The organism is Nitrosomonas sp. (assembly GCF_021731985.1).
Classification (GTDB): domain Bacteria; phylum Pseudomonadota; class Gammaproteobacteria; order Burkholderiales; family Nitrosomonadaceae; genus Nitrosomonas.
On the sequence record NZ_JAKFWH010000055.1, the window covers coordinates 1 to 24,892 of the forward strand.

At 47.9% G+C, this 24,892-nt stretch carries 25 protein-coding genes and 1 pseudogene; 15 read left to right on the plus strand and 11 right to left on the minus strand.

All coding sequences use genetic code 11. From position 1 onward, the window contains the following. A pseudogene (locus QZ942_RS06775) lies at window positions 1-189 on the plus strand (hypothetical protein); the annotation flags it as partial. A 38-nt stretch (window positions 190-227) separates the two neighbouring features. Here the strand turns inward: QZ942_RS06775 and QZ942_RS06780 are convergent. After that, complete coding sequence (locus tag QZ942_RS06780) at window positions 228-599, minus strand: DUF4156 domain-containing protein (protein WP_292993950.1); 372 nt, start codon at window positions 597-599, stop codon at window positions 228-230. Between the two features lie 205 nt (window positions 600-804). Here QZ942_RS06780 and QZ942_RS06785 point away from each other — a divergent pair, with 205 nt between their 5' ends. Beyond that, the gene (locus QZ942_RS06785; RefSeq protein ID WP_292993952.1) at window positions 805-1,377 is read left to right on the plus strand and encodes a LemA family protein; all 573 of its coding nucleotides are present in this window, start codon (window positions 805-807) and stop codon (window positions 1,375-1,377) included. 14 nt (window positions 1,378-1,391) lie between these two features. Continuing rightward, complete coding sequence (locus tag QZ942_RS06790) at window positions 1,392-2,321, plus strand: GIDE domain-containing protein (RefSeq protein WP_292993954.1); 930 nt, start codon at window positions 1,392-1,394, stop codon at window positions 2,319-2,321. Window positions 2,322-2,469: 148 nt separating this feature from the next. Here the strand turns inward: QZ942_RS06790 and QZ942_RS06795 are convergent, their stop codons facing one another. The 6 genes from QZ942_RS06795 to QZ942_RS06820 form a co-directional block, all read right to left on the minus strand. After that, a complete protein-coding gene (locus tag QZ942_RS06795; RefSeq protein ID WP_292993956.1) occupies window positions 2,470-3,387 on the minus strand; it encodes a PEP-CTERM sorting domain-containing protein in 918 nt (305 codons plus the stop codon). A gap of 236 nt (window positions 3,388-3,623) precedes the next feature. After that, window positions 3,624-5,114 carry a CYTH and CHAD domain-containing protein gene (locus QZ942_RS06800; RefSeq protein ID WP_292993958.1) on the minus strand — a complete coding sequence of 497 codons (1,491 nt, stop codon included), beginning with the start codon at window positions 5,112-5,114 and terminating at the stop codon, window positions 3,624-3,626. A gap of 57 nt (window positions 5,115-5,171) precedes the next feature. Further along, window positions 5,172-5,990, minus strand: coding sequence for a polyphosphate kinase 2 family protein (locus QZ942_RS06805; protein WP_292993960.1), 819 nt, complete (start codon window positions 5,988-5,990; stop codon window positions 5,172-5,174). A 155-nt stretch (window positions 5,991-6,145) separates the two neighbouring features. Continuing rightward, a complete protein-coding gene (locus tag QZ942_RS06810; protein ID WP_292993962.1) occupies window positions 6,146-7,009 on the minus strand; it encodes a PEP-CTERM sorting domain-containing protein in 864 nt (287 codons plus the stop codon). Between the two features lie 32 nt (window positions 7,010-7,041). Next, complete coding sequence (locus QZ942_RS06815; RefSeq protein ID WP_292993964.1) at window positions 7,042-7,731, minus strand: PEP-CTERM sorting domain-containing protein; 690 nt, start codon at window positions 7,729-7,731, stop codon at window positions 7,042-7,044. Between the two features lie 290 nt (window positions 7,732-8,021). Continuing rightward, the gene (locus QZ942_RS06820; protein ID WP_292993966.1) at window positions 8,022-8,612 is read right to left on the minus strand and encodes a PEP-CTERM sorting domain-containing protein; all 591 of its coding nucleotides are present in this window, start codon (window positions 8,610-8,612) and stop codon (window positions 8,022-8,024) included. Between the two features lie 154 nt (window positions 8,613-8,766). Between QZ942_RS06820 and QZ942_RS06825 the strand changes: the two genes are divergently transcribed. Continuing rightward, window positions 8,767-8,889 carry a hypothetical protein gene (locus tag QZ942_RS06825; protein ID WP_292993968.1) on the plus strand — a complete coding sequence of 41 codons (123 nt, stop codon included), beginning with the start codon at window positions 8,767-8,769 and terminating at the stop codon, window positions 8,887-8,889. Window positions 8,890-9,049: 160 nt separating this feature from the next. Here the strand turns inward: QZ942_RS06825 and QZ942_RS06830 are convergent, their stop codons facing one another. Both QZ942_RS06830 and QZ942_RS06835 read right to left on the minus strand, forming a co-directional pair. Then, window positions 9,050-10,063 (minus strand): isoaspartyl peptidase/L-asparaginase family protein, encoded by a 1,014-nt coding sequence (locus tag QZ942_RS06830; RefSeq protein ID WP_292993970.1) that lies wholly within the window; start codon window positions 10,061-10,063, stop codon window positions 9,050-9,052. A gap of 81 nt (window positions 10,064-10,144) precedes the next feature. After that, window positions 10,145-10,639, minus strand: a complete 495-nt coding sequence (locus QZ942_RS06835; RefSeq protein ID WP_292993972.1) for a hypothetical protein — start codon at window positions 10,637-10,639, stop codon at window positions 10,145-10,147. A gap of 264 nt (window positions 10,640-10,903) precedes the next feature. On the opposite strand from QZ942_RS06835, the gene QZ942_RS06840 reads away from it, so the two are divergent. Continuing rightward, window positions 10,904-11,761: a hypothetical protein gene (locus tag QZ942_RS06840; RefSeq protein WP_292993974.1), complete on the plus strand. Its 858-nt coding sequence runs from the start codon at window positions 10,904-10,906 to the stop codon at window positions 11,759-11,761. Window positions 11,762-11,898: 137 nt separating this feature from the next. Further along, entirely contained in the window at window positions 11,899-12,831 is a 933-nt protein-coding gene (locus tag QZ942_RS06845; protein WP_292993976.1) for a carotenoid biosynthesis protein, read from the plus strand. 71 nt (window positions 12,832-12,902) lie between these two features. Here QZ942_RS06845 and QZ942_RS06850 read toward each other — a convergent pair whose 3' ends face one another. Both QZ942_RS06850 and QZ942_RS06855 read right to left on the minus strand, forming a co-directional pair. Then, the gene (locus QZ942_RS06850; protein WP_292993978.1) at window positions 12,903-13,481 is read right to left on the minus strand and encodes an FxDxF family PEP-CTERM protein; all 579 of its coding nucleotides are present in this window, start codon (window positions 13,479-13,481) and stop codon (window positions 12,903-12,905) included. Window positions 13,482-13,782: 301 nt separating this feature from the next. Next, window positions 13,783-14,952: a L,D-transpeptidase family protein gene (locus tag QZ942_RS06855; protein ID WP_292993980.1), complete on the minus strand. Its 1,170-nt coding sequence runs from the start codon at window positions 14,950-14,952 to the stop codon at window positions 13,783-13,785. 507 nt (window positions 14,953-15,459) lie between these two features. Between QZ942_RS06855 and QZ942_RS06860 the strand changes: the two genes are divergently transcribed. The 9 genes from QZ942_RS06860 (at window position 15,460) to QZ942_RS06900 (ending at window position 24,654) form a co-directional block, all read left to right on the plus strand. Then, window positions 15,460-16,038 (plus strand): PEP-CTERM sorting domain-containing protein, encoded by a 579-nt coding sequence (locus tag QZ942_RS06860; RefSeq protein ID WP_292993982.1) that lies wholly within the window; start codon window positions 15,460-15,462, stop codon window positions 16,036-16,038. Between the two features lie 78 nt (window positions 16,039-16,116). Next, window positions 16,117-16,854 carry an FxDxF family PEP-CTERM protein gene (locus QZ942_RS06865; RefSeq protein ID WP_292993984.1) on the plus strand — a complete coding sequence of 246 codons (738 nt, stop codon included), beginning with the start codon at window positions 16,117-16,119 and terminating at the stop codon, window positions 16,852-16,854. Window positions 16,855-17,167: 313 nt separating this feature from the next. Continuing rightward, window positions 17,168-17,887, plus strand: coding sequence for a class I SAM-dependent methyltransferase (locus tag QZ942_RS06870; protein ID WP_292993986.1), 720 nt, complete (start codon window positions 17,168-17,170; stop codon window positions 17,885-17,887). Between the two features lie 18 nt (window positions 17,888-17,905). Next, on the plus strand, window positions 17,906-18,832 hold the full coding sequence (locus QZ942_RS06875; RefSeq protein WP_292993988.1) for a bile acid:sodium symporter family protein: 927 nt from the start codon (window positions 17,906-17,908) through the stop codon (window positions 18,830-18,832). A gap of 65 nt (window positions 18,833-18,897) precedes the next feature. Then, a complete protein-coding gene (locus QZ942_RS06880) occupies window positions 18,898-19,803 on the plus strand; it encodes a 2-hydroxy-3-oxopropionate reductase (protein ID WP_292993990.1) in 906 nt (301 codons plus the stop codon). A 4-nt stretch (window positions 19,804-19,807) separates the two neighbouring features. Continuing rightward, window positions 19,808-21,262, plus strand: a complete 1,455-nt coding sequence (locus QZ942_RS06885) for an FAD-linked oxidase C-terminal domain-containing protein (RefSeq protein ID WP_292993992.1) — start codon at window positions 19,808-19,810, stop codon at window positions 21,260-21,262. A gap of 5 nt (window positions 21,263-21,267) precedes the next feature. Continuing rightward, entirely contained in the window at window positions 21,268-22,341 is a 1,074-nt protein-coding gene (glcE, locus tag QZ942_RS06890; protein ID WP_292993994.1) for a glycolate oxidase subunit GlcE, read from the plus strand. Next, a complete protein-coding gene (glcF, locus tag QZ942_RS06895; RefSeq protein ID WP_292993996.1) occupies window positions 22,342-23,592 on the plus strand; it encodes a glycolate oxidase subunit GlcF in 1,251 nt (416 codons plus the stop codon). Window positions 23,593-23,889: 297 nt separating this feature from the next. Next, a complete protein-coding gene (locus QZ942_RS06900; RefSeq protein WP_292993998.1) occupies window positions 23,890-24,654 on the plus strand; it encodes a hypothetical protein in 765 nt (254 codons plus the stop codon). The last annotated feature ends 238 nt before the right edge of the window (window positions 24,655-24,892 follow it).

Consider the following 24,892-nt stretch of genomic DNA (forward strand, 5'->3'; position numbering starts at 1 on the left):
GTCATCAAGCTCATTCCATTTCCCATCCATGGCTGGATTGAACGCATCGTTGGTCCTTCGCTGATTGCACTGCCTTTTATTTTCGGTTTTGCCAATGAAGAGATCGCGCGGAATTTTTATATTGCCGCCGGTCTGGTCATTATCGCAGTGGGTGTGTTGACGGATTACCAAAGTAAAACAAAAGATTGAGAAGGTTAATTCATAAAATCAACTAATGATCACCGGGGTTACTCGCAACGATAGACATTCCCGATAAATATGATTTCCTTATCAACCCCGGGAATATCATATTTTCCGGTGTTATTGGAATAGATGATATGCACATTATTGCCACCCAGTTTCTGTGCTTCGCTTCTTAAGTTGTTTCTGGCTTTAATCAGCCGGTCGGTATAGGGAGTATTGTCTTCTTCGGCTTCGCGCTCTTTTGATGAACCTTTCACCCTGCCGAGTAATTCGCAGCCATCAGGGCCTTGCTCGCCGAGTATCATCGTTACTGATTTGGCGTCTTCCGGCTGCGCTAAAACTTCCGTGCAGCCAATAATGAGTAATACCAACACTATTTTTTGGATTAACTTGCTTACTTCATTTGAAACACTCATGGGTGACTCCTGATACGTGATTGTATTTTTCTTAAGCCGGGGTAGCATAGATAAGCCCAGTGTCATCCGTCAATAGCATTTGCGCAAGCAGTGCAAGGTTACTATGCAATGAAAGGAAATAAAGCCACTAGACGTTCCTTTTTAAACCATTTCCTGAATTCTTACTCAGGTATATTGCGTTGATGTAACTTACAGGAGTGTGACATTGGATATCATCATCTATATTTCCCTGGCAGGGATAGCCATCGTTCTTGTCTACGGCATCATGCTGTATAACAGTCTGGTTGATATTAAGCATAGCGTGTCACAAGCGTGGTCGAATATTGATATTTTGTTGAAGCAGCGCCACGATGAGCTTCCCAAGCTGGTTGAAACCTGCAAGCAGTATATGGGTTTTGAACAGGAAACGCTCAAACAGGTGATTGCAGCACGCTCGCAGGTTGCAAACGCACGTGAAACCGGCAATATCGGTGCATTAGGTTCTGCGGAAAACATGCTGCGGGTTGGGTTGGGCAATTTGTTCGCAGTCGCGGAAGACTATCCGGATTTGAAAGCCAGTGAGAGATTCCAGCATTTGCAGGCGCGGATTTCCGGACTGGAAAACAGTATTGCGGATCGTCGTGAGTTCTACAATGAGGCGGTCAGAATTAACAATGTGCGGATTGAGCAGTTTCCCGATGTCATTGTCGCCAATTGGTTTAAATTCAAGCCACGCGATTTGCTCGAGTTTAGCGATGCCGACAAACAGGATGTGAATATCGGCAAATTGTTTGGCTAACGCACGGTTTCCACATGAATATCCCGCTAGCAGCGCTTTCGCCGGAAGAATATCAGTTTGTTTTCGGGGCATTGCTACTGGCCGCCTTGATCAGCTTTTACTTGTTTGTTCGCAATTGGAAGCGGTTGCGTATCATCGAGGATACGCCTACTGCCAAACTACGTTCTGCGCACCAAGGTTATATTGAACTGGAAGGAAAAGGGCAGTTTGTTGATGACCAACCGATTTACGCGCCGCTTTCGAATCACCCATGTCTCTGGTATCGCAGTCTGATCGAACAACAGGAGTCGTTTACTGAGAATGGCCGCACGCAAACGCGCTGGAATGTTGTTTACAAAAATAACAGTGATCACCGGTTTAAGTTGACCGATGGCGTAAGCAGTTGCTTTGTGGATCCGGATGACGCGGAAGTTAACGGCAACGAGAAATTGGTTTGGTATGGCAATACCGAATGGCCAACCCGGACTCAGATACTGGAAAGCCAGTCGATTGTGAATGCGATGACAAACAACTACCGCTACAGTGAATGGCTGATACTGCCGGGCCAGCCGCTGTATATCTTAGGGCAATTCAGCACCTGGTCTGCGACAGCACAGCAATCAGCCAAGGACGTGATGATTAATCTGATTAACGATTGGAAACAAGATCAGCAGGCGTTGCGAAACCGGTTTGATACCAACAAGGACGGCAAAATCGATCAGGAAGAATGGGAATTCACCCGTCAGATGGCGCAGTCAGAAGCGCAGAAAATTCATGATCAACTGGTTCTGGAGCCGGATTCTAATATCATCTCAAAACCGAAAAACGAAGCACAGCCATTTATCATCTCGGTATATCCGCAAGCCTTATTGGCTCAGAAATATCGCCGCAATGCGTTCATGTCACTGGCAACGTGCATTACATTAATCTGCATTATTGCTTGGTTAGTGCATTCGCGCGGGTGATGGTGCAGAGAGAAGGAAATATACCAGGAAAATAAATCTATGGAACGAACCCAGCTCAACTGCGGTTTGTGGAAAAATATAAAACAGCGGAATTGAGCATCGGATAATTGGCTCAATTCCCGCCAGATAGAGCAAAAAAGAATCGCTATTAAGAATGTTTCCTGCGCCAGACAAACAGACCTAATAAGCCAGTACTGAGTAATAGAATCATCGAGGGTTCAGGTACAGCAGAAATTGCCAAGGGCTCACCATAGATGAAATCGTCCATTGCAATCGAATCATCAATGCCGAATGGATTTAAATCCAGATCATAACCGCCATTGGTAATATGAACACGATACACGCTGGCGGTATCAAACGAAACACCTAAAAAAGAGAAAGAATCAAAGGAATCTGCGCCTGAAAAAACAAAATGCGGTGCGACTCCGGCATGGAGTAAATTATTATTGATGTCATAGAAGTCGAGCTTGGTGGAGTTAGCCGCTTCCACATCAGTAAATACCACGCCAAATCCTTTCACGGTTGCCTGTGTCCCAGGGGAACCTGGCACATTAAAAAACACATCCATTTCATTTGTACCAACTAAACCAAAAATTCGTTGCGCGCTAAAAGCTGCAAAATCATCGGCATTGTCGGGATTATGGTTGCCAAAAAGTGGTGCAACTGGCCCAGGATTACTATCATTATCCGAATCGCTATCAGCGCTGACTTCGAAAGCGCCGGTTGTAGAGAACTCCACACCCCTTACACGGCCAGCCGGATCTCCTGCAACACCATTAAAAAAATTTCCGGGAAAAGGATTGGCTCCACCCGATGAAAAACTATCCGGCACGGCATCCCAGTTAATCTCCCGCCTGCCTTCTCCAGGCAGACAAGCGCCCGTACATGGCCCCAAGCCGTTATTGATACCCAGATCTAGACGAAATTGATCAACAGTAGATTGTATGGAAGCAGCATCTGCGCCAACAGCTGATCGAACCACTGTGCTGGCATAGGATGTTTCAGTCATAATCCCATTGATGCTGAAAATACTAACAGCGGCTGCAGCTAAGACGTAATTTTTCATTTTAGGCTCCTTTCTAGAAGTAGTAAGGCTAATATATTCCAGTGATAAAAATAAGATATAAATTAAATAAACAATATCTTATCCAGTGTTGGACTGTATCAGAGATTCAGAACGTGATCAATTGTCATTGTCATTGATAAAAAATAGGCGTGCCGCGCTAAAACAGCCAACACCTAAGCGGGCAAAGCTCCGATAGCTATTAATAATAGGAAACTATCGAATCTGAACAGTAAGCGTCATTGCCAGAACAATTTCGATCTTGCCAGCCGTCGCCAGATAGAATTGGATAAATGCGACTGCTGTGCGGCTTCCAATTCTAACGCGCCGCTGAGCCGGCCAAGTTCGAAGCTGAGTGTGATCGATTTTGCAGGTAATGTGCGCAGTAATTGCACGCCGGCACGCATATCGTTTTCACGTCCCAGCTCATCCTGTAATGCTGACAAAGCTGTGATAAAGTGGTGAGCGCGTTTTCCGTAGAGCGGTGCAAAGGCTTCTGCCGTGTAGCGCATCTTCTTGGCGGCGATACGTGCCAAATGGCGTTCGGAAGCATCCAGTCTGGCAAAGCCGTGGCAGCGTTTGTGCAGTTTTTGCCAGCGTTTCTCAAGAACCCTCTCTGCCCAGGCCTTAGCGTCTCCTATTTCCGCGCTAAATGACGTAACCAGCAGACTGCGGCCGATGTCGAGTACAAGCCGGGTGAAAACGGGTTTGAACAATAATGCTTGCGCCCGCTGGCGGGTGTGCGTAGCGACATCGCGCATCAGAGCATGTGTTGTATCCTGAATCGGCACATTCCCTGGTGATCCTCCCAGTGCCGCCAAGGTTTGAGATAAAGTCCCCTGTAAGAACACATCCCAGTCGCGCGACGGATTGAGCGTGTGCAACGATTCACGTAGCGGCTGATCCCAGTCGGGCGATTCCAAACCCAATGATTTTTCCAGCAGCACGCCAGTACGCAGGCGGCGCAATGCGATGCGAAGTTGGTGCAGATATTCGATGTCGTGCGCATTTTCCAGAAAACCGGGTACATTTCTGACCAACTGTACCAGCGCAGCTTGCATCATCGCATTCCAAGCTTCACCGGCAGTTTGACGCTTATGAATTACCGCATGCGTTGCCTTAATTGGCGCAGGAATCACAGCGCCGCTCAGGATATAGCCGCGTTCGGCCTTGCTGCGCGGTTCGATGTGGAGTGGAGCCTGTTCGAGTAATTGTGTTGCTGCATCGAACAAAAATGTAGGTTCGCCGGATTTAAGCTCAATTTCTACTTCACAAATATCCCGGCACATTTCTCCTGCATAGATTTTTCCAATATCGAGAGCGACTTCGGCTTGCGCGGCAGAATTGCCGATTTGCCAGGTGGTACGCTGAAATTCGGTCGTGAACACCGGTGCAACACGCTTTAGCTTGATTCCAGCGAGTAAATCCATTGCCGTTGACGGCAACACGGAAAAATTTGGACGGTTGCCGTCAGTGATCGCCATTTCCCATTCCGGGCGGCTCGACAACGCGCCGACGGATTGTGTTTCGGCTTTCAACGTTTGGATCCACTGATCATCCACCCGGCGCACACGCAACGCAATGCCGCGCCGCATCAAATCAAACCTGGGAGTATCGAAATAAATGCTGAGCAGCTGGTGTTGCTTTGGCGTGATCTTGCTCAATAAGGGATGTCGACGGAAACGTGCGGTATGGCGGGGATGCAAAGCCAGTTTCAGTTCAATTTCCATGAAAGCTTTCCTGTACGGGCAATGCTATTGCGCGCATTCTTTGTGGCGACTTCCGAGCTACTCAATCTTTAGTTTATCAAAGTTGATCCCTACAGGAGCCGGGGGTGTTTTCAGTTTCATACTTTCTAATGCGTCTACGATGCGTTCCGCGATAACCAAGTTGCGATACCATTTGTGGTTGGCCGGTACGATATACCAGGGTGCTCGATCGGTACTCGTGGCCGCCATCATGGCCTCGAAAGCATTCAGATAGTTTTTCCACAATTTGCGTTCTTCGAGATCCGCTTCGTTAAACTTCCAACGCTTTTCCGGATTGTTAATACGCTCTTCCAGTCGTTTTTTCTGTTCATCCTTAGAGATATGCAAGAAAAATTTGAGTATAACTATTCCGCTCTCGGAGAGGAGTTCCTCGAATTCTTTGATTTGATTAAACCGTTGTTTCACCACTTTGTCCGATATCAATCCATGCACACGGGTGATCAGCACATCTTCATAGTGCGAACGGTTAAAAATGCCGATCTGGCCTTTGGCAGGTGCTTTCTGATGTACGCGCCACAAGAAATCATGATCGATTTCTTCCGGCGATGGTGTCTTGAAGGACACCACCTTGCAACCCTGCGGATTCACGCCGGACATCACACTTTTGATCGTGCCGTCTTTGCCGCTGGTATCCATCCCCTGTAACACGATCAGCAATGCCCGGTTGCCGTTGGCATAAAGGCGTTCCTGTAGTTCTCCAAGTCTGTAGATCAGTTTTTCTGTAACGGCCTTGGCTTTTTCTTTGCTTTTGTCAGTTTTCTTGTAGTTACCAGTGTCGTCAGCGTCGAAATGCAACAGGCTCAGCTTGCTCTCGGGTTTTACTTGGTAGTTTTTCATTGTGTAATAGTACTCCGGTTATTACCACACCGAATGACATATTGCGATTGACCGGGAGTATTAAAACACGGGAACCGCACGATTACATGTATTATCGGTCCCCAAAAAAAACCCGCCACTCTGGGCGGGGCTGATTAAAACCAAACTGAATTAAATTAAACTGCCTGTTTCCTACGGTGTGCAGAGAAACCGAGAACACTCAATCCAGCTAATAACATGGCGTAAGTCTCTGGTTCTGGAACTGCCGACAAAATAACATCATCAAGCACCAATTCGGTACCTGTACCACTAATATCGGTGATGTGACCCCAGTTCAGAAACGAGATAGTAACAGTCGAAGCCGAAGGGGTGAACTCCACATAGAAGCGCTCCGACGCCCCAAAGGAATTCGATGAGGAAGGAAGCAAAAGATAAGTAGTACCTTCACCCGTTATATCCAGCCCGAACAGCCCGGTTCCAGAAAAACCTGAAGTGTTGTTCTCACCGCTGGTCCAAAAGTCTAATCGGTAGACATCTGTGGTGCTCAGGCCAGAAATGGTTTGGGAGAGCGTCACGGGACCAGGGCGACCAGTGAAGGAAGGAGTTCCCGTGAAAGTAATCTCGCCATTAGCAGCAATACTGGCGGCGGTTCCGGTTGAGTTAAACGAATTGCCAAAGTATACCGCATTCAAACCATCTGCCGGTGCGGCGCCAGCAAAACCAAGGGGTCCCCACCAGCCATAGGCACCTTCGGGATAGCTTGATGTCCATCCAGGGATGGCAGCGACCTCCGAAGATGGATAACCGCCTACGTGACTACCAGGCGTCCAACCAAGATTGCTTCCACTCTCGTTTCCAGTCTCAAAGCTTCCGTTAACGATCAGGTTACTGCTGCGATCACCCACGATTATATCGCCATGAGAGATCGTCAAAGCATAGGTGCTCGTACTCATTAGACTTAGTGCAATGCAGGTGCTCTGGGCTAATTTCCGCAGCTCAGAGATCTTTAAGTTGGTGATAAAATTTTGTAAATAGCTCATGATCTTACTCCATGTTTTTTGTTGCAATTAAATTACATTGCTTGTTTTCTGCGGCGAATAGATAAACCGAGAACACCAAGTCCAGCCAACAACATGGCATAAGTTTCTGGTTCTGGAACAGGCGAGACGTCGCGCAGTACATAAGCGTTGAGAATCGGATTGCTGGTGCTGTCGATAAGCTGTAGCGTCTGTGTGAAAGCGTCGGCTGTGAAGGTGCCAACGATGCTGGTGTAGCTGTCATCGCGCACTTCGTCAGATGTGTGACCTGCGCCATCAGAGAAGGATGCCGTACGTGTGCCGCAGCAGTCGGAACGCGCGGCGAATAGTTGCAGTTGATATTGGTGCCCCAAGGTCAATCCGCTTAGGAAATTGGAAATCGTCGGGTTGGAACCCGAAATCCATTCGAATGTGTTGAGGATTGTTCCCCAAGCTGCATCGGTGTTGCCGCCATTCCCAGCGATGCCCCAGGAATTGGAGAAAAATGGTGAATTGACGGTGCTGAAAGTGATATTCAATCCACTGGGGTCGACCGTTAGGGCGCCGCCGGGTGCACCGGCTAGATTGATGGCTTCGACCAAGCTACCGTTGGTTAGAATGCCAAGGTGACCATTTGGTCCATTGAATGTTGGACCGGTCGACCAAGAAATGTCGGCAGCTGAAACTGGTGCCGCAGTGGCCAGTCCGAGCAGGACGGCAGTAGTGCTTAAAAATTTCGGTGACATTACAGGCTCCTTAGTGTTGGAATCAGTTGCAATGCTGTGGTGACAAACACCGGCAGAAGGATTTTTAATCTAAGCATATGCAAACAATTTCCCATTGTTGATTTTAGAAAATATTTTCGTAGAGAATTTATCTTTTACACGACACCTTGGTTTAAGATTCTGACAACTTCAAGTGATGAATTTTTAATGAATTGACATTTATTAAAAATTTCTTATTGCTGCGACGAAACATTCTTGAAACCACGGAGGCGCGTCAGATTGATGTGCCGCGTCTCCGTGTGCTACGAGTATTAACTGCGTTGCCGACGTGCCACACCGGCGAGTGCGAGTAAGCCACCGAGCATCATGGCCCATGTGCTGGGTTCGGGTATTGCCGTTACCTCATGCACACCAATGGCATCGAGATCGAAGCCATTAGTTGAACCGGCTCTTCCAGATCCGGTACCGTCGATCTTAACGTAGCGAACCCAGTCGAAGGAACCAAGGTCGTACGATTTTCCGAATGAGTTGTTGCTATGGACGGAGTCACCAGTGATACGTTCCAGCGCTACCTGACTGGCCTTGATGCTTTCGAATGTGATGCCGTCCTGGCTGACTAGGATGTCCATCAGACCGAACTCAACTACACCAGTATCCACCTCGTAGACGTTTAAATCCACCAAACCGACTCGATTGACCACGTGGTTGAGACCGAAGTCGTAGGTAACTTCATCGACACCTAGTCCAACGTAGGTGTCGTCGGGTGCGCCAAGGAAAATGCTGTCAGCAAGACCGGTTGTGTTGCCGGACAATACCGTGGGAAAGGCACCCGCTAACGCTCCGGTTGAGGCGGTTGCCAGCGCCAATGCGCAGGCCTGAAGCAAAATTTTTCGTGAATTCATAAAATATCTCCTCTGAGATTAATTATTAATTTGTGGGCTGGTTGGTTTCATGCGTGTTTTTTTCTTTAAGTTCTTTCGGTTTTGACCGCATCACGAGAAACCTGAAAATAAACCACCAACCCGCATAGTTTATACCATGATAATTAGGGAAACAATGAATAAATCAATTATCTTCATAGTGTTACATGCTTGTCATGAGCGTGATCAGCGTATTGTCATCCGTCCTAACCCTGTTGAAGGACTGATTCATCAATTCCTTTCCTTGCTGAATCAGTGAATTAAAAAATGCTTACACGCCCCATCTACGAACGTAACTGATTCAATCATTGTGTTCTATAGTTGATTCTTACTTTTCTTCTAGGACATTTGTCATAGCTAAAAATAGCTATGCGTTATTTATTGACAGAGCATATGCCTTTGAGCCTTTCAAAGGCAAATCAAGTTTGCTGTGATGGCGGGAAGGCGGCAGAAGAATCGGTAATTTGTGCGAGGGTCTCTGAGAAAATGCCTGTCCATGCGATACCGTCGTTACCGATGGTGCCGTGGTACATGCCGCTGGTATTGAAACGCATTGCATAATTGCCGCTCGTATCCAGCACGATCAAACCGCCGTCACCTCCGATGGCGGCTATTTCTGTCAGTGTATTATCGGCTGCCTCGGCAATTGGAATGTGCTGTAGCCGTACTTGTGCGGCCGTATTGAAAGCCGCTGCCGTGCGGATGAACATTTCCCCGGTGCCGGTTGCGGATACCGCAGCGGAGCGATTGTCCGCGTAGGTTCCTGCGCCGATGATCGAAGAATCCCCTACGCGCCCGTAGCGTTTGTTCGTGAGTCCGCCGGTCGATGTGCCGGCGGCGAGATTGCCGTAGCAGTCCAGTGCCACGGCGCCGACGGTTCCACGTTTTTCATTGACGTCTGGCAGCGGTGTGCCGGGATCAGTGTCGTGGTCACGCAAAATGCTTTCTCTAGCGATGGCTTTTTGCAACTGATCCCAGCGGTGTTGCGTGTAAAAATAGGAAGGATCGACAATTTCCAGTCCTTGCTCGGCAGCAAAAGTCTCGGCGCCCTGGCCGATCAACATCACATGTGCGCTTTTCGTCATCACCGCGTGCGCGGCACGGATTGGATTGCGGATTGTTGTGATACCAGCAACGGCACCCGCCATGCGCGTGGCACCCTCCATAATTGACGCTTCCAGTTCGTTGTGGCCAGTATGATTGAATACTGCACCTTTACCTGCATTGAACAAAGGTAAATCTTCCATCACCACGATTGACGCAATGACGGCATCCATACTGCTGCCGCCTGCTGCAAGCACGGCATGGCCAGCAATCAACGATTGCGTAAGTGCTTGCCTATAAGCTTGCTCACGTTCTGCAGTCAGTTTGTTGCGTACGATAGTCCCGGCACCACCGTGGATCACCAGCCGGATGGGCGAATTATCTGCCATAGTTATTCCCGTTTGTAATGTCGTGACCAGTAGAATTAAAGAGGAGTCTGTGAAGCCAGTAACGACTGGCCGACTATACAATTAATTTTTCGTGTCTTCCCAAATTACGGTGCCTGCAGTGCTGGCATTAGCGAAATCTGGACATAGCCCATCTCCACCACCTGAAAAACCGCCATCAGGCGCACAAATAATGCTGCCGGCCACGTCATAAAGATAATTGAATTGATCGCAGCACTGGGATGTAAAGTGATAAACCACCGTCCCTTTGTACCCAAATTGTCTGATGAAAAGGGGGCGATCAGTTGCCGATTCTTTTATGAAACCATCGATCTTTTGCATAAGCCATAAAGGGAGGAAATTTTCTCCATATCCTTCGACAACAAATGTATTCTCGGATGGAGTTAATCTTAGATTCGCCCAAATCTTTTTATCACCAATCGTTACACAGGGGATATGCACAACATTGTTGGTAATGTCGTAACGTGCGGTACATTGTTCCTCGGGAAAAGCTTTTGTCGTGAGAAAAGTAAATAACATGCTGCTTGCGATCAACCATAGCAGGTATTTTCTCGGCATTTTTTATCCTTTCTTTGCTTATAAATAGCGTGAAAAATGAATCTATAAGGATACTATTATAAAAGTTTCTTCTCTCAGTAAACAGACAACGTTAAACTGCACATAGCCGGTAGTTGATATTACCAAACCCTATACAAGGATAGGATGGAAAGTCTAGACGTATTCCCGAGACATCTGAGGCTTTTTTACTTATACCGGGTTCTGGCGGAAATTTCTGCATCTCAAAGTTTCAAATCCTACAGCGCGCAAGGAGGTACGTGATCAATGAAGTTCAGTCATAAATTGCAGGAGATGGCGGTATTTATCGAATTTATCGCCGGTGCAGGATTAGCAATTTTCTTTCACTTGGTGCTGCATAATGAGATGGCATCCTACCTGATTTTTGGTGTCGGAGTGCTTTTGTCATTGGCTACCTATCTGCTTCGGGAAGACATTGGAAAGTCCCGCACTGAATTAACCGATCTATACCACCAAGCCCACGAAGTAACCTATGCCATCAGCCGGGTTACCGATGCCGAGTGTCAGGCAAAGGCTCAAGAGCTATTGGCTAATACAATGCGTACTATCACCATGTTGCAGAATGGTTTTATTCCACTGGACGAAACCGAATTCTACCTGGATGGCGCAAAATGTAGTGATGCGGCCACTCTGAGCATCAGAGCTGTTGATCCGGTAACTTTTGGCTGGCTGGCTCGCGCGACACTGGTGAATTTCTATCAGAGCAACTTGCGGGCTCTAGAACGGAAGGTCAACATCACACGGATTTTTGTTATGCATCGGGAAGAATTTGTTGAGCCAGAATTTCAGAAGATCATGATGGCCCAACTGAAAGATGGAGTCGATATCCGGGTAGCTTTTCGGGATGAGTTCCCAGGAGCTAATGCCGTGAGTGATAGGGATACGAATATCCCATGGGATTTTGCGGTATATGACGATCAAGTTGCCACCGAAGTTTTCCCCCACGCCGGCAAATACTATGGTCGCAAGACCAGCCAACCCGCGGAGGTGGAAAAATATTTGCACTACTACCAATTGGTTGAGCACAACGCGCATGTCGTGATGATTGAAGGGAATCAGGTAGCTCTGGCTAATGATGTTACAGCCACCACTCTGCAAAAATGACATTCCGGTTATTGCCTTACTGTATGCTAAACGGGATTGACTTTTAGCATGAGTAAGCGAATGCCAAATCCCATTTTCATTCTTTAATTCTGCTTTATTAAATTTCAGTATGTCTGATAAATCAATCTGATCATTTCATGTTAGAACTTCTCTACAGCCTCGTGTTTCGCCCCTATGTAACCCTATTCCTGCTGGCTTTTCTGACTTTGGGCTGGCTTGAGCAGGGAATGTTGCGCACTTTTATCTGGCTGGTTACGGGCTATCTGGTTGCGCTTGCTGCCGAGTGGGGAAGTATTAATCACGGCATACCGTTCGGCTATTATGCATACCATTATGAAGCGCTGGAAAACGACTTGGTCGTCTTCGGTGTGCCGTTCTTTGACTCCCTTTCATTTGTTTTCCTTAGTTACGTGAGTTTTTCGTTCGCGCAATTTTTCTTGTCTCCGCACTGGCATCGCGGATTCAACGTGCAACGCGTAACGTCACGCGATCTTCGTAACAGCGCTACCGTACTGTTCGTTGGTGCATTCTTCATGATGGTGCTGGATTTGATCACCGATCCCGTTGCGCACTTGGGTAAGCACTGGTTTCTGGGCGACATTTATCACTATCCTGAGCCCGGCTGGCACTTTGACGTTACGCTGGCCAATTATGCTGGCTGGTTTGTCGTCGGGTGGTTGATCATTTTCATTAATCAGCGGGTGGATGCGGCACTGACTAAGCGCGAACTGTCTGGAGACAAACCGTTGCAACTGCATTATGTGCCCGGTAAGGGATTATTTGCGCCGTTGTTCTGGTTCGGCATTGCCATCTTTATGCTGGGAATTACTGCATGGCTGGGCTGGGGGTACGATCTTAAGCAGGTGCCTATCGCTGAGCGCGAGGCTTTTGTTGCCGAGACACGCAAGCTGCTTATTGCCGGCACTTTTATCATCGCACCGGTTGTTGTGCTTGCTTGGTCGCATCTGACACGGCGTGGCGGCCAGCCTTCACCTGAGCAACTGAACGTGTGGTTGAAGGATTATCCCAACTCTAAGCTGAAGGCACGTTTGGACACTTGGCGCTGTTAACCAGATAAATCTTGGGAGAAACAAAACCCCGTCATTTAGACGGGGTTTTGTTTGAGGTAGAAATAATCAGATTACACGTTTTGCTTTCTGCGTTGCGCAGTAAAACCCAGCAAACCAAGGCCAGCCAGTAGCATGGCATAGGTTTCGGGTTCAGGAATGGCGGATATGGTGAAATTGTCAGCATAGACAGAGCTACCGTTGATGCCACCTGTTGCACCGAAAATCGCATACGAAATTCCAGGGGTGCTTAAACTCAAAGTCTCCATACCTGTGAAAGCACCATCAATAAGTAATTCAGTGTGACCAAGTAAAGCATTGGAAGAATCATACACATCTAGAAACAATAAATCCGAATCGGCATTGTAGTCACCAAGATCGACTGAAACCGACGATGTGCCACCGCTGATGTCCGCTCTCAGAAAATTACTCGGTGAACTATCTTCAAGAAGACCAAAAGTGCCGTTCGGGGTGATTTGTGAAGAGAAATTAGGCGCAGTAAAGGTAACACCTGATTCCGTGTAGCTCGATGCGCCGGACAATGATAGTGCATCAAAGTTAATCGTGGTTGTGGCTGCATGTGCCGAACTGGTCGCAAATGCAAAAGGCGCAAGCAGTGCGATACTATAAATAAATGCGGTATTTTTTTTCATAATTTATAATCCTCTCGAGGCTGTTAATAAAGCCACAAAGTGGCGATGTAATAACTTTCAGGATAATTCTGCTTTTGTAAATCGAGCGCAAGTGCAGTTATCATACAAAGCTCTATTTAAGATAGACTTAAAAACTCTTCATTACAATGAGAGATGACTCCTCTATTTCTAGTACATTTGTCCTATAAGATTTCAGTCGAATAGTATTTGAAATCTTAATGAATGGCTTACAATTTATAATAATGGCGTCAAACTGGATTGATTTTCTAAGCGTGCCGATACTAAAAAATCAATGGATATCCTATCGAGCTTGGCCGGATTCCTTATTCGCTAACTTGAGTACTTCCGCGGTTGTCAATTGTTCATCCCTATCACCTTCCCAAGTCGCGTTGAAAGGCAGGATGTTTTGCACGCGCATGGCGCGGTCAAGATAAGTTTGTAACGTCATATCCGGTTGCGTGACCGGCGTAGCTATGGCACGCGGATTGCGGATGACTTCATCGAGCAGGGCTTGATTGATCTTGGCTTGGGCGCGCGCTTCGCGTTTTGCCTTAGGGGTTGCGCGCACGGCGCTTAACGTTTTCTTAAGTAACTGGGCGTGATTGCGCTTGTCGTCTTCCAGAATCGGATAGGTTTGCAGATACAGCTTCTGATCACGCCATCCGAGCAGGCGAGGTTGATTCACTACACGAACGGCTGTGCCGACCGGCACGTTATTGTATATGCCCACAATATCTTCCGGATACATGCGCAGACAGCCGTGACTGCCGCGCAGCCCGACACTCGGCGGTTTGTCGGTGCCGTGAATCGCATAGCTCGGCCAAGCGAGTTTCAATACATGCGTGCCCATCGGGTTATCCGGTCCGGGCGGAACGATGGCGGGCAATGGATCGCCGTTTTCTGCGTGTTCTTTACGGATGGAAGGTGTCGGTATCCAAGCAGGATTTTCCTTTTTGGATACAACCTGAGTGATACCTTCCGGTGTTTTCCATTCCACGCGTCCGATGCCAAGCGGATGCGTGATGACTCTCTGCGGTTCACCGGCCTTGGCTTTGGGAAAATAAAACAAGCGCATGGCAGCGAGATTGATCACAATGCCTTGGCGCGGCGCATCCGGCAGAACGAACTGAGTGGGAATCACGATGGGAGTGCCTACTTTCGGCAGCCAGGGATCAACATTCGGGTTGGCGCTGACGATCTCTTCGTAACCCAGGTTGAAGCGCCGGGCGATATCGGAAAGCGTGTCGTCTTTATTGACGGTGATTACCTGAAGCGTGCCGACCACATCGTCGCGAGCGGGATCGAAGCTGAACTCATGGCTGGCCACCGGAATCGGCAACGATTTAATCGCCGGAGTGGCTTGAACCGATGGTTGGGTCAGAAACGATTGACAGCCACTCAGAAGGAAAAGGCTGACGAAAAAGGCGCATAGAGTACCACCGCGGAGTAACGATAAATGTTTTTTATTCATAGTAATCAACAGGATCATTAAAATTTAACGTGATCGATGCCAGTCAATTTACTTGATTTTTCGTGATGACACAACAATTAATCACAACAAATCAAGATATTTGCACCATCATTTAAAGTACTAGCTGAGGGACTGGAAGTGTGTTAATCGCAATCCAGGACAGTAAATCCGAGTATAAATCTCTGAGAGTTCAATTCCCCCTCCCTTGGGGCGAAAGCTGGTTGAAAACCACCAAACTGAAGAGTGAAGCTAATACCCCGCTGAATGCGGCGAGGTGGTTTATTTTAAGCCTGTGTCAAAATCTAAAAGGAACAAAATAATTGATGGTTTAGATAAAAATAAGCATTTTGCTTATTTACTTATCAACCAGACAATATCAATATACCAAAAAAAATAATAATGTGTCGTATCCAAAAGCATTTTTGAACAAGTGAGTAAATCAGTAGAATTTCGAGCTTACCAAGATCGCTAATCAACATTAACTATTATTTTATGGAGTGATCAAAAATGAAAATGAAACTTAGAGCAAGTTTTTTAACAATAGCGTTAATATCCTCTACCAGTGTTATGGCCGCACCTGTGCAATGGGGAAGCACCGGCCACTGGTATGAATACTTCGATACCCTCGTTACTGCAACGGAAGCAGTGACACTTGCGCAAGCTTCTACATTTAGCGGCATGCATGGCTATCTTGCAACTATTACGAGTTCTTACGAAAATTGGTTTGTCGCAAACGATGTTGCGAGTGGCTCTACGGCTTTCATAGGTGGTTCTGATGCCGGCGATGAAGGCAATTGGACGTGGCGTGCTGGCCCAGAAACCGGACAGTCATTGACCTATACCAATTGGGCTTCTGGCGAACCAAATAATAACAATGATGAAGACTACATACTCACGAACTGGGGTATAGGTTTTTGGAATGATATGGGTGTTGGCCCACTATTCACAGTCAAATTTGGATATGTAGTTGAATATGGCGACACGCTTCTATCTCCAGTTCCCGAACCAGAAACTTACGCAATGCTACTGGCAGGTTTAGGCTTGTTGGGTTTTATGGCACCTCGCAGAAAAGAAACTGTCCTGTAATTCAAATATACAAAGAAGCATCCGCGCAGTAAGCGTTGAGTGCTTCATTATTTCTATCGTTTGAAGGAAAATAAGCAAATGAAATCAAATCGAATTAGCATGTTCTTCACAGTGTCAGTTCTAGGTCTGAGTTTCGCCGCTCAGTCGCAAGCAGCCATTGTGCCTTTGCAAAATGCGACCGCAACTTACAGCCAAGGGTCAGAGTGGACTGCTAGCAACACGATTGATGGCATAACAGTTGGCCCATTAACTTCATGGGCCATCTTTCCGAACCAAGCCAGTCCGCAAACTATCGTTTGGGAAACGCAAAGCGATCAAACATTCGATCACACGCCTGTGAATTTTCTGCTCTACCACCATGATACCGCAGCAGCTCCAGCGCACAGTTTGGGACATTTTCGCCTTTCTTACACAACGGATAATCGTGATTTATTTGCCGATGGACTCGCCAATGGCGGTGACGTGACAGCCAATTGGATACCGATTAATCCTACACTTATGTCATCAACCGAAGGGGAAACTTTTACCGGGTTGCCAGATTTTTCGATAATGGTATCCGGTGGAGCGAATCAGTTTCCGACTTACACCATAGGCAGCTTACTCACTGCAAGCGGTGTCACCGGATTTCGGCTGGAAGCGATACCCGATCCATCCCTGCCGCATGGCGGTTCGGGCCGGCAACCCGCCAACGGCAACTTTACTTTGTCCGAGTTCGTGGTCTCGGCAGTGCCCGAGCCGGAAACTTATGCGATGTTGCTTGCAGGGCTTGGCTTGTTGGGTTTTATGGCACGCCGCAGAAAAGAATCAATCGTGTAATCCAGATTTAGATTAATCCAGAACGGGGGCTTAGGCTCCCGTTTTGTTTGTTGAATTGTGGAAGCTCCTTGGTACGGATAAGCCCTCATGAAGCCGCTTCATGCACCTGCCCGGTGCATTGCGCTACGCTTAAGGAAGCTCTGGATAACTGTCATTTCGAGCGTAGCGAGAAATCTATCGTATTAATTATCAAAGATTCCTCACTTTGTTCGGAATGACATATGAGGGTTATTCAGAGTTTCCTTATTGCCACCCACCATCGCTTAAATTTCATGTAAAGTGCTGCCTACTGAGTTTTCTTATTTAATTACTGATGACATCCGCTGAATCCACCGCCATCTTTACGCGTTCCTGGTCGTTGTACGATCTGATCACGGAACACAACTACATGTTTCATCAGGAAATCTATGCGGGGGTAGGGCGGCTGCTGAGCTTGCGCGAGGATACCGAACGTTACCGTTTGCTGGATCTGGGTTGCGGCAATGCGCGCTATCTGGCGCCTTGTCTGCGGCAATCTCCTCCGGCGCTGTATGAAGGCGTGGATTTGTCCGAAGCGGCGTTGATTGAAGCGCGTGGCTATTTGGCTGACTTGCCCGGCTCGGCGGTTACGTTGACGCAGGGCGATTTGCTGGAAGCTGTTGAGGCGACCGGTAAAACCTGGGATGTGATTTTCACCGGATTTGCGGTGCATCATTTATCGTCTGCGGATAAAGCGCGTTTTTTCCAGGCCGTTGGGCGTTGCCTGGCGGAAAATGGCTGGTTGGTTCTGGTGGATGTGGTACGTGAGGAAAACCAGAGCCGCGAGGATTATTTGGATGGATATCTGAAATGCATGCGCGACACCTGGATCAAGGTGCCGCCGGATCAGTTGGAGGAAGCCTGCACGCACGTGCATGATCACGATTATCCGGAGTATTTTTCAACATTACAGGAAATGGCCGCAGCGGCCGGTTTGCAAGCCAACCGTATCGTCAATCAGTACGGGCAGCACCATACCCTGTTGTTTGCACGTTCTTTCCTGCCAGAAATCTAAGCGGATCCGACATCCTTTATGCTGCAAAGACTGACTCTGTTGTTTCCGCTCTGGATGATACTGGCCGGCGCTTTGGCTTTATCCTCGCCGGAGTGGTTGCTGCCGCTGAATCAAGGACCGGTTGTGGTGCTGATTCTGGCTTTTGTCATGTTGTGCATGGGATTGACCCTAACCTTCGATGATTTCCGCCGGATTGCCCGCATGCCGAGCGTGGTGGCAATGGGTTTTGCGACGCAATATACCGTCATGCCTGTGCTGGCTTGGGGAATAGCGACGGGACTTGACTTACCGGTGCATTTTGCGGTTGGATTGATCCTGGTGGGTTGCTGTCCCGGCGGCACGGCTTCGAATTTGGTTTCGTATATCGCGAAAGCTGATGTGGCGTTGTCAGTAGTGATGACCGTTTGCTCCACATTGGCTGCGGTGATTCTGACGCCTCTGCTGACGCAATTATTTGCGGGTGCTTTGGTTCCGGTAGATACCTGGATGTTGTTCAAGCAAACCCTGCAAGTCGTAATTTTGCCAGTCGTATTGGGCGTTTTGCTCAATCGCTGGGTGCCGCAGCTCGTGCAGCGCGTGATGCCTGTCGCGCCGCTGCTGTCGGTGCTGGGGGTGTGCGTGATCTGCGCGGTGGTGTTTGCAGCCAATGCTGAGACCATTCTTACGCATGGCGGCGAACTGATTCTCGCGGTTGCGTTGTTGCATGGCGGCGGTTTTCTGATTGGCTATCAACTCGCACGGATCCTCGGTTGTCAGACACAGAGCGCCCGCACTATTTCGATTGAAGTCGGTATGCAGAATTCCGGTCTGGCGATCGTGCTGGCCAAACAGGCATTTCCGTTGCTGCCGCTGGCACCGGTTGTGGGAGCGATTTCAGTGCTGATGCATTCATTGATAGGCAGCTCGTTGGCGGCACTGTGGCGGGTCCGATTATCCCAGCGGTAGTTTTTTCTTTCGTTATTCCGGCTATCGACATATCATTCGGCTATCCATTCTCAAAGTAAACGGTTATGGCAAATATCGGTTTTATCGGTCTGGGCATTATGGGCAAACCCATGGCTGGGCATTTGATCCAGGGCGGGCACAGTTTGTTTTTGCATTCGCGCAGTGGCGTGCCTGCCGATTTGGTTGCGCTGGGCGGCAGGGCATTTTCTTCGCCCAAGGTGGTGGCGCAGCATGCGGATATGATTATTACCATGTTGCCGGATACGCCGGATGTGGAGAAAGTGTTATTCGGTGAGAATGGCATTGTTGAGGGCTTAGAACCCCACTCTGATCAAGCCAAGATGATTGTGGATATGAGTTCGATCTCGCCACTGGATACACGAAAGTTTGCGACAGGGCTGAATGTGCTGGGGCAAGAGTACGCCGATGCGCCGGTTTCGGGCGGTGATGTGGGGGCGCAAAATGCTACGTTGACTATCATGGTGGGTGCAAGCGCAGCGGTATTTGCAAGGATTAAACCGGTTCTCGAATTGATGGGTAAGACGGTTACGCATGTGGGTGAGAATGGTGCCGGTCAGATTTGCAAGGTCGCCAATCAAATTATTGTGTCATCAACCATAGAAGCCGTGGCTGAGGCATTGCTGTTTGCATCCAAGGCAGGCGCTGATCCGGAAAAGGTACGGCAAGCTTTGCTGGGTGGTTTTGCAGCTTCGCGTGTGTTGGAAGTGCATGGCGAGCGCATGATTCAGCGGAATTTTGAACCGGGTTTCCGCATCGAATTGCATCAAAAAGATTTGGATATTGCCTTGGCAAGCGCTTGTGCTTTGGGAGTGAGCTTGCCCAATACCGCGACCGTTCGCGAATTATTTTCTGCCTGTCTCGCACATGGCGGCGCGAAATGGGATAATTCGGCCATTGTAAAAATGCTGGAAAAATTAGCCAATCACGAAATTCAAAAGCATCCGGAATAATTGTATGTCCCCTCAAGAACTCGTCAACAATCTGCGGTCTTTTTTGCCTCCCGAGGCGGTGTTGTATGAAACCGAAGATATGAGGCCGTATGAGTGCGATGGTCTGTCGGCTTACCGGCAATTGCCGCTGGTGGTTGTTTTGCCGCGTACGGAAGAACAAATCGTCAAAATTCTCAAGCTTTGCTATGCAACCCAAACGCCTGTTGTGGCGCGGGGCGCGGGTACAGGTTTGTCGGGAGGGGCGTTGCCGCATGCACAAGGCGTTTTGTTGTCACTTGCCAAGTTGAACCAAATCATCGCCATTGACCCACTCGCACGCATGGCGCGAGTTCAGCCGGGTGTCCGGAATCTGGCGATCAGTGAGGCGGTGGCGGCGTATGGTTTGTATTATGCGCCGGATCCTTCGTCACAAATTGCCTGTTCGATTGGCGGCAATGTGGCGGAAAACTCGGGTGGTGTGCATTGCCTAAAATATGGCCTGACAGTGCATAACATTCTCAAATTGCGTGTTCTGACTATCGAGGGCGAATGCCTGGAAATCGGCGGCGAAAGCCTGGATAGTGCGGGATATGATTTGCTTGCGTTGATGACAGGCAGTGAAGGCATGCTGGGTATTGTTACGGAAGTTACGGTGAAGCTGATTCCGCTACCCGAAAAGGCGCAACTGGTAATGGCGGCGTTTGATGACGTGCATAAAGCAGGCAATGCGGTGGCGAATGTGATTGGTGCGGGCATTATTCCTGCCGGCATGGAAATGATGGATAAAATTACCATCCATGCGGTGGAAGAATTTTTGCATGCGGGTTATGACTTGGATGCGGCGGCTATTTTGTTGTGTGAATCGGATGGAAGCGCTGAGGAAGTGGCCGATGAGATCAAGCGCATTTATGCCATCATGCAGCAAAGTGGCGCGACTAAAATCAGTACTTCACAAAATGAAGCTGAGCGGCTTAGGTTCTGGGCTGGGCGTAAAGCGGCATTTCCGGCAGCGGGCAGGGTTTCGCCGGATTATTACTGCATGGACGGCACCATTCCGCGCAAGCATCTGGCGCATGTGTTAGATGGCATTGAAAAGCTTTCCCAGGAATATGGATTGCGCTGCATGAATGTGTTTCATGCCGGAGATGGCAATCTGCATCCGTTGATTCTGTATGATGCCAATCAACCGGGCGAACTGGAGAGAACGGAAGAATTTGGCGGCAAAATACTGGAAATGTGTATTCATGCCGGTGGCACGATCACTGGAGAACATGGTGTGGGGATGGAGAAAATCAATCAGATGTGCACCCAATTTAAAACGGGCGAGCTGGAAATGTTTCATGCGGTGAAAGCGGCATTTGATCCTTCAGGATTATTGAATCCCGGTAAAGCCGTGCCCACACTTCATCGCTGTGCCGAATTGGGTGCGATGCATGTGCATCGCGGTGAAGAAAAATTTGCTGAATTGCCCCGTTTTTAAAGCCTATGCAAGCCATTATTGACCAATACAAAGCAACCATTCGTGCAGCGGCTGAGCAGAAAATCCCGCTGCAGATACGTGGCGGCGGCACGAAAGACTTTTATGGCAACGCGGTAGTGATGCAAAATAACACGCTATTGGATGCGACAGCTTATAGCGGCATTATCGCTTATGAGCCGACTGAGTTGGTCATCACAGCGCGTGCAGGTACGCGCCTGGCTGATTTGGAAGCTGCGCTGGACCAAAAGGGACAAATGCTGGCGTTTGAGCCGCCTCATTTTGGTGCGTCGGCAACATTGGGTGGCTGTATTGCTGCCGGTTTGTCAGGCCCGCGCCGTGCTGCTGCCGGTTCTGTGCGCGATTTTGTGCTGGGTGTGCGATTACTCAATGGCAAAGGGGACGATCTAAGTTTCGGCGGACAGGTGATGAAGAATGTTGCTGGTTATGATGTATCGCGACTGATGGTGGGTGCTATGGGTACACTGGGGATGTTGCTTGAAGTCTCACTTAAAGTTTTGCCTAAGCCTATGACCGAAATTACTCTGCATATGCAAATGGATGAAGCTACCGCCATCGATAAAATGAATCAATGGGCCGGTAAGCCGCTGCCAATTTCCGCGACTTGTTTTAGGAGTGGCGAGCTGTTTCTCAGGTTATCTGGCGCTGAATCCGCGTTACGAGCAGCCAAGTTAAAATTGGGCGGGGAAGAATTAAGTGAAGGTGATGTTTTCTGGAAATCGCTGCGCGAACAAACGCATGACTTTTTCCGATCTGCGAGTTCCCTATGGCGTTTATCGATCAATCCAACAACACCGCCACTGTCCTTACCTGGGGAGAAGTTAATAGAATGGAATGGTGGTTTGCGCTGGATGCTGAATGATGAAAATTTAGATGCAGCAATCCTACGCAAAACAGCAAAAGACGCGGGTGGTCATGCGACCTTGTTTCGCAGCAATGAGCCAGGTATTTCCGTGTTTCATCCACTGGAACCCGGTATGATGAATATTCATTATGCGCTAAAAGAAAAATTTGATCCGTCGCGGATCTTGAATCCCGGTCGACTTTATCCTGAGATGTAAATGCAAACTAAGCTCGCTGATTTTATAAAAAACTCTCCGCAAGGACAAGAAGCGGATGCCATTCTACGTAGTTGTGTGCATTGTGGTTTTTGTTTGGCTACTTGTCCGACTTATCAGATTTTGGGTGACGAATTAGATAGCCCGCGCGGCCGTATTTATCTGATGAAGCAGATGTTGGAAGGGCAACCCGTTACGCAAAAAACACAACTGCATCTGGATCGTTGTTTGACTTGCCGTGCCTGTGAAACGACTTGTCCATCAGGAGTGCGATATGGAGAATTGGTAGATATCAGCCGCGATCTGCTTGAAAAGCAGGTAAAACGTGATGTTAAGTCGGATGTTATGCGTTATATGCTACGCAAGATCTTGCCAAACTCATTGATACTCAACGTATTGCTTAAGTCTGGTCAGGCAGTGCGCCCATTTCTGCCAACAAGTTTAAAAAAAACAATCCCGGTCAAGCCTAAACCCGCTAAAAAATGGCCTGACGCAAATCATGTACGCAAAATGCTGGTCCTTGATGGTTGTGTGCAACCGGTATTAGCGCCCAACATCAATGCAGCGACTGCACGTGTACTGGATAATCTCGGTATATCTTTAATCAAGGCAGAGAAGGCGGGGTGTTGCGGTGCTGTAGCTTTTCACCTGAATGCCCAGCAGGAAGGTTTGGATTATATGCGTAGCAATATTGATGCTTGGTGGTCATGGGTTGAACGGGAGAAGGTTGAGGCGATTGTGGTAACAGCCAGCGGGTGTGGTGTAACCGTGAAAGAATATGGACATTTATTACGGCATGACCCAATTTATGCCGAGAAGGCAGCCAAAATATCAGCACTTGCAAAAGATATTAGCGAAATACTCCATACCGAGCTCGAAAATATTGAACGCTTGATGAATATACGAAATGCCAATACCGATAAAACAAAATTATCTTTTCACTCTCCCTGTACTCTGCAACACGGTATGAAAATTCGTGGTGTAGTTGAAAAAATCCTGGTTGCTGCCGGTTTTGATTTGGCTATCGTCCCCAATGGACACCTTTGCTGCGGCTCGGCTGGTACGTATTCCATTTTGCAGCCAGAGCTTTCGCAGCAATTACTGAAAAACAAAGTAGTTGCCCTGGAGTCTGGTAAACCTGATCAGATTGCTACTGCTAATATTGGCTGCCTGATGCATTTGCAAGGTGGCACCGCAACATCTGTCAAACACTGGATTGAGTTGCTTGATGAACGATTAACTTACTGTGAATAAATCAACTTTATTAACGCAATTGCCAAAATTCTATTTATGGTCAATATCGAATTCCAATTATTGCTAGTGCTGTAAAATTGGGAGGCCTTGTCTGTAGGTTGTATACGGTAACTTGTTTGTCATTGTTTGATAAGCAAGGGAGTTAACGGAGATCTGAAAGTTAAACGATTAAAAATGTTCATTTCGATTAAAATTCTGAATTTTTTGTTATACAATCCCGAGCTAAGTTGTTCGGGCGAGATTTCTGAGCATACATAAATGGATAAATTAGCTTAAAGATAACAAATTGGAGAGAACATGAAGGTAGTTTCTAGAAGTGGTTGGGTAGCAAAATTAAGCGGCGCTGTTTTGGCATCTTTTTTAGCGCTACCGGTATATGCACAGTTAATGCTCGCTCATGAAGGCCATCATGACGCAGGAGGGTGTACGATAACCAATGCGGAATTTCCAATCGCATTCAGTGCTTACGAAGTTCCTGAGAATGATCTGCCGCCGATGCACTCTTATTGTTCAAACATACCAACGCCTGGTAGAGTACAGCTAACTGTAGAATTGTCTGACTGGGATTCACGTGAAATACCCTTGGCTGTTCGTTTGGTAAAAGCTGGACATAGTGGTCACAGCGGTGGGCATAGTGATAGCCATGGAAGTACGGCAGCCAGTAAAGAAGCAGCAAGCAATAAAGAAGATCACAGCGGTCATAATATGGATGAGCACTCCGATCATGTTATGGAACATGAAGGGCCTGGGCACGCAGATCCCAGCGCTGCTGAGCATGGTATTAATTATATTCCATATATGAAACATGCTTCTGGAATCATAGTGGTTTCTGCAGTACTTGAAAAAGGGCATTATGAGATTTTGCTAGAAAGAAAGGATGATGCGGGTAATGTAGTTGTTGCTGGCCGTATTCCTTTTGGTGTCGGTGGTAGTGGCGGTCATGGTAGTCATGGCGGTGGTTTTGGTCTGATGGAATTTATCGTATTACTGCTGGTATCTGTTGGTGGCGGATTTTATTTTTTACACCGCAGGAAATCGAAACAGTTAGCAGATAAATCTTAATCTATTCTTTGCTGTAGAGAAGCTGATCGAATTATCTTGACAGTAAAGATCTGGCTAAGTAGTCTAGTCAGGCAGATCGTTATGAACCGTAAGTGGAGCGAAGGAGAAGCTTGCGTCATAGGACAAGAAGAAGCTTGACGAGAGAAGTAAAAAAATTTTGGAAAAACAAAGGAGAGAGAGATGGTTGCCAAGCTATGGCTGAGGATAGTTACGGTAATGTTGGGAGTGCTACTGATAG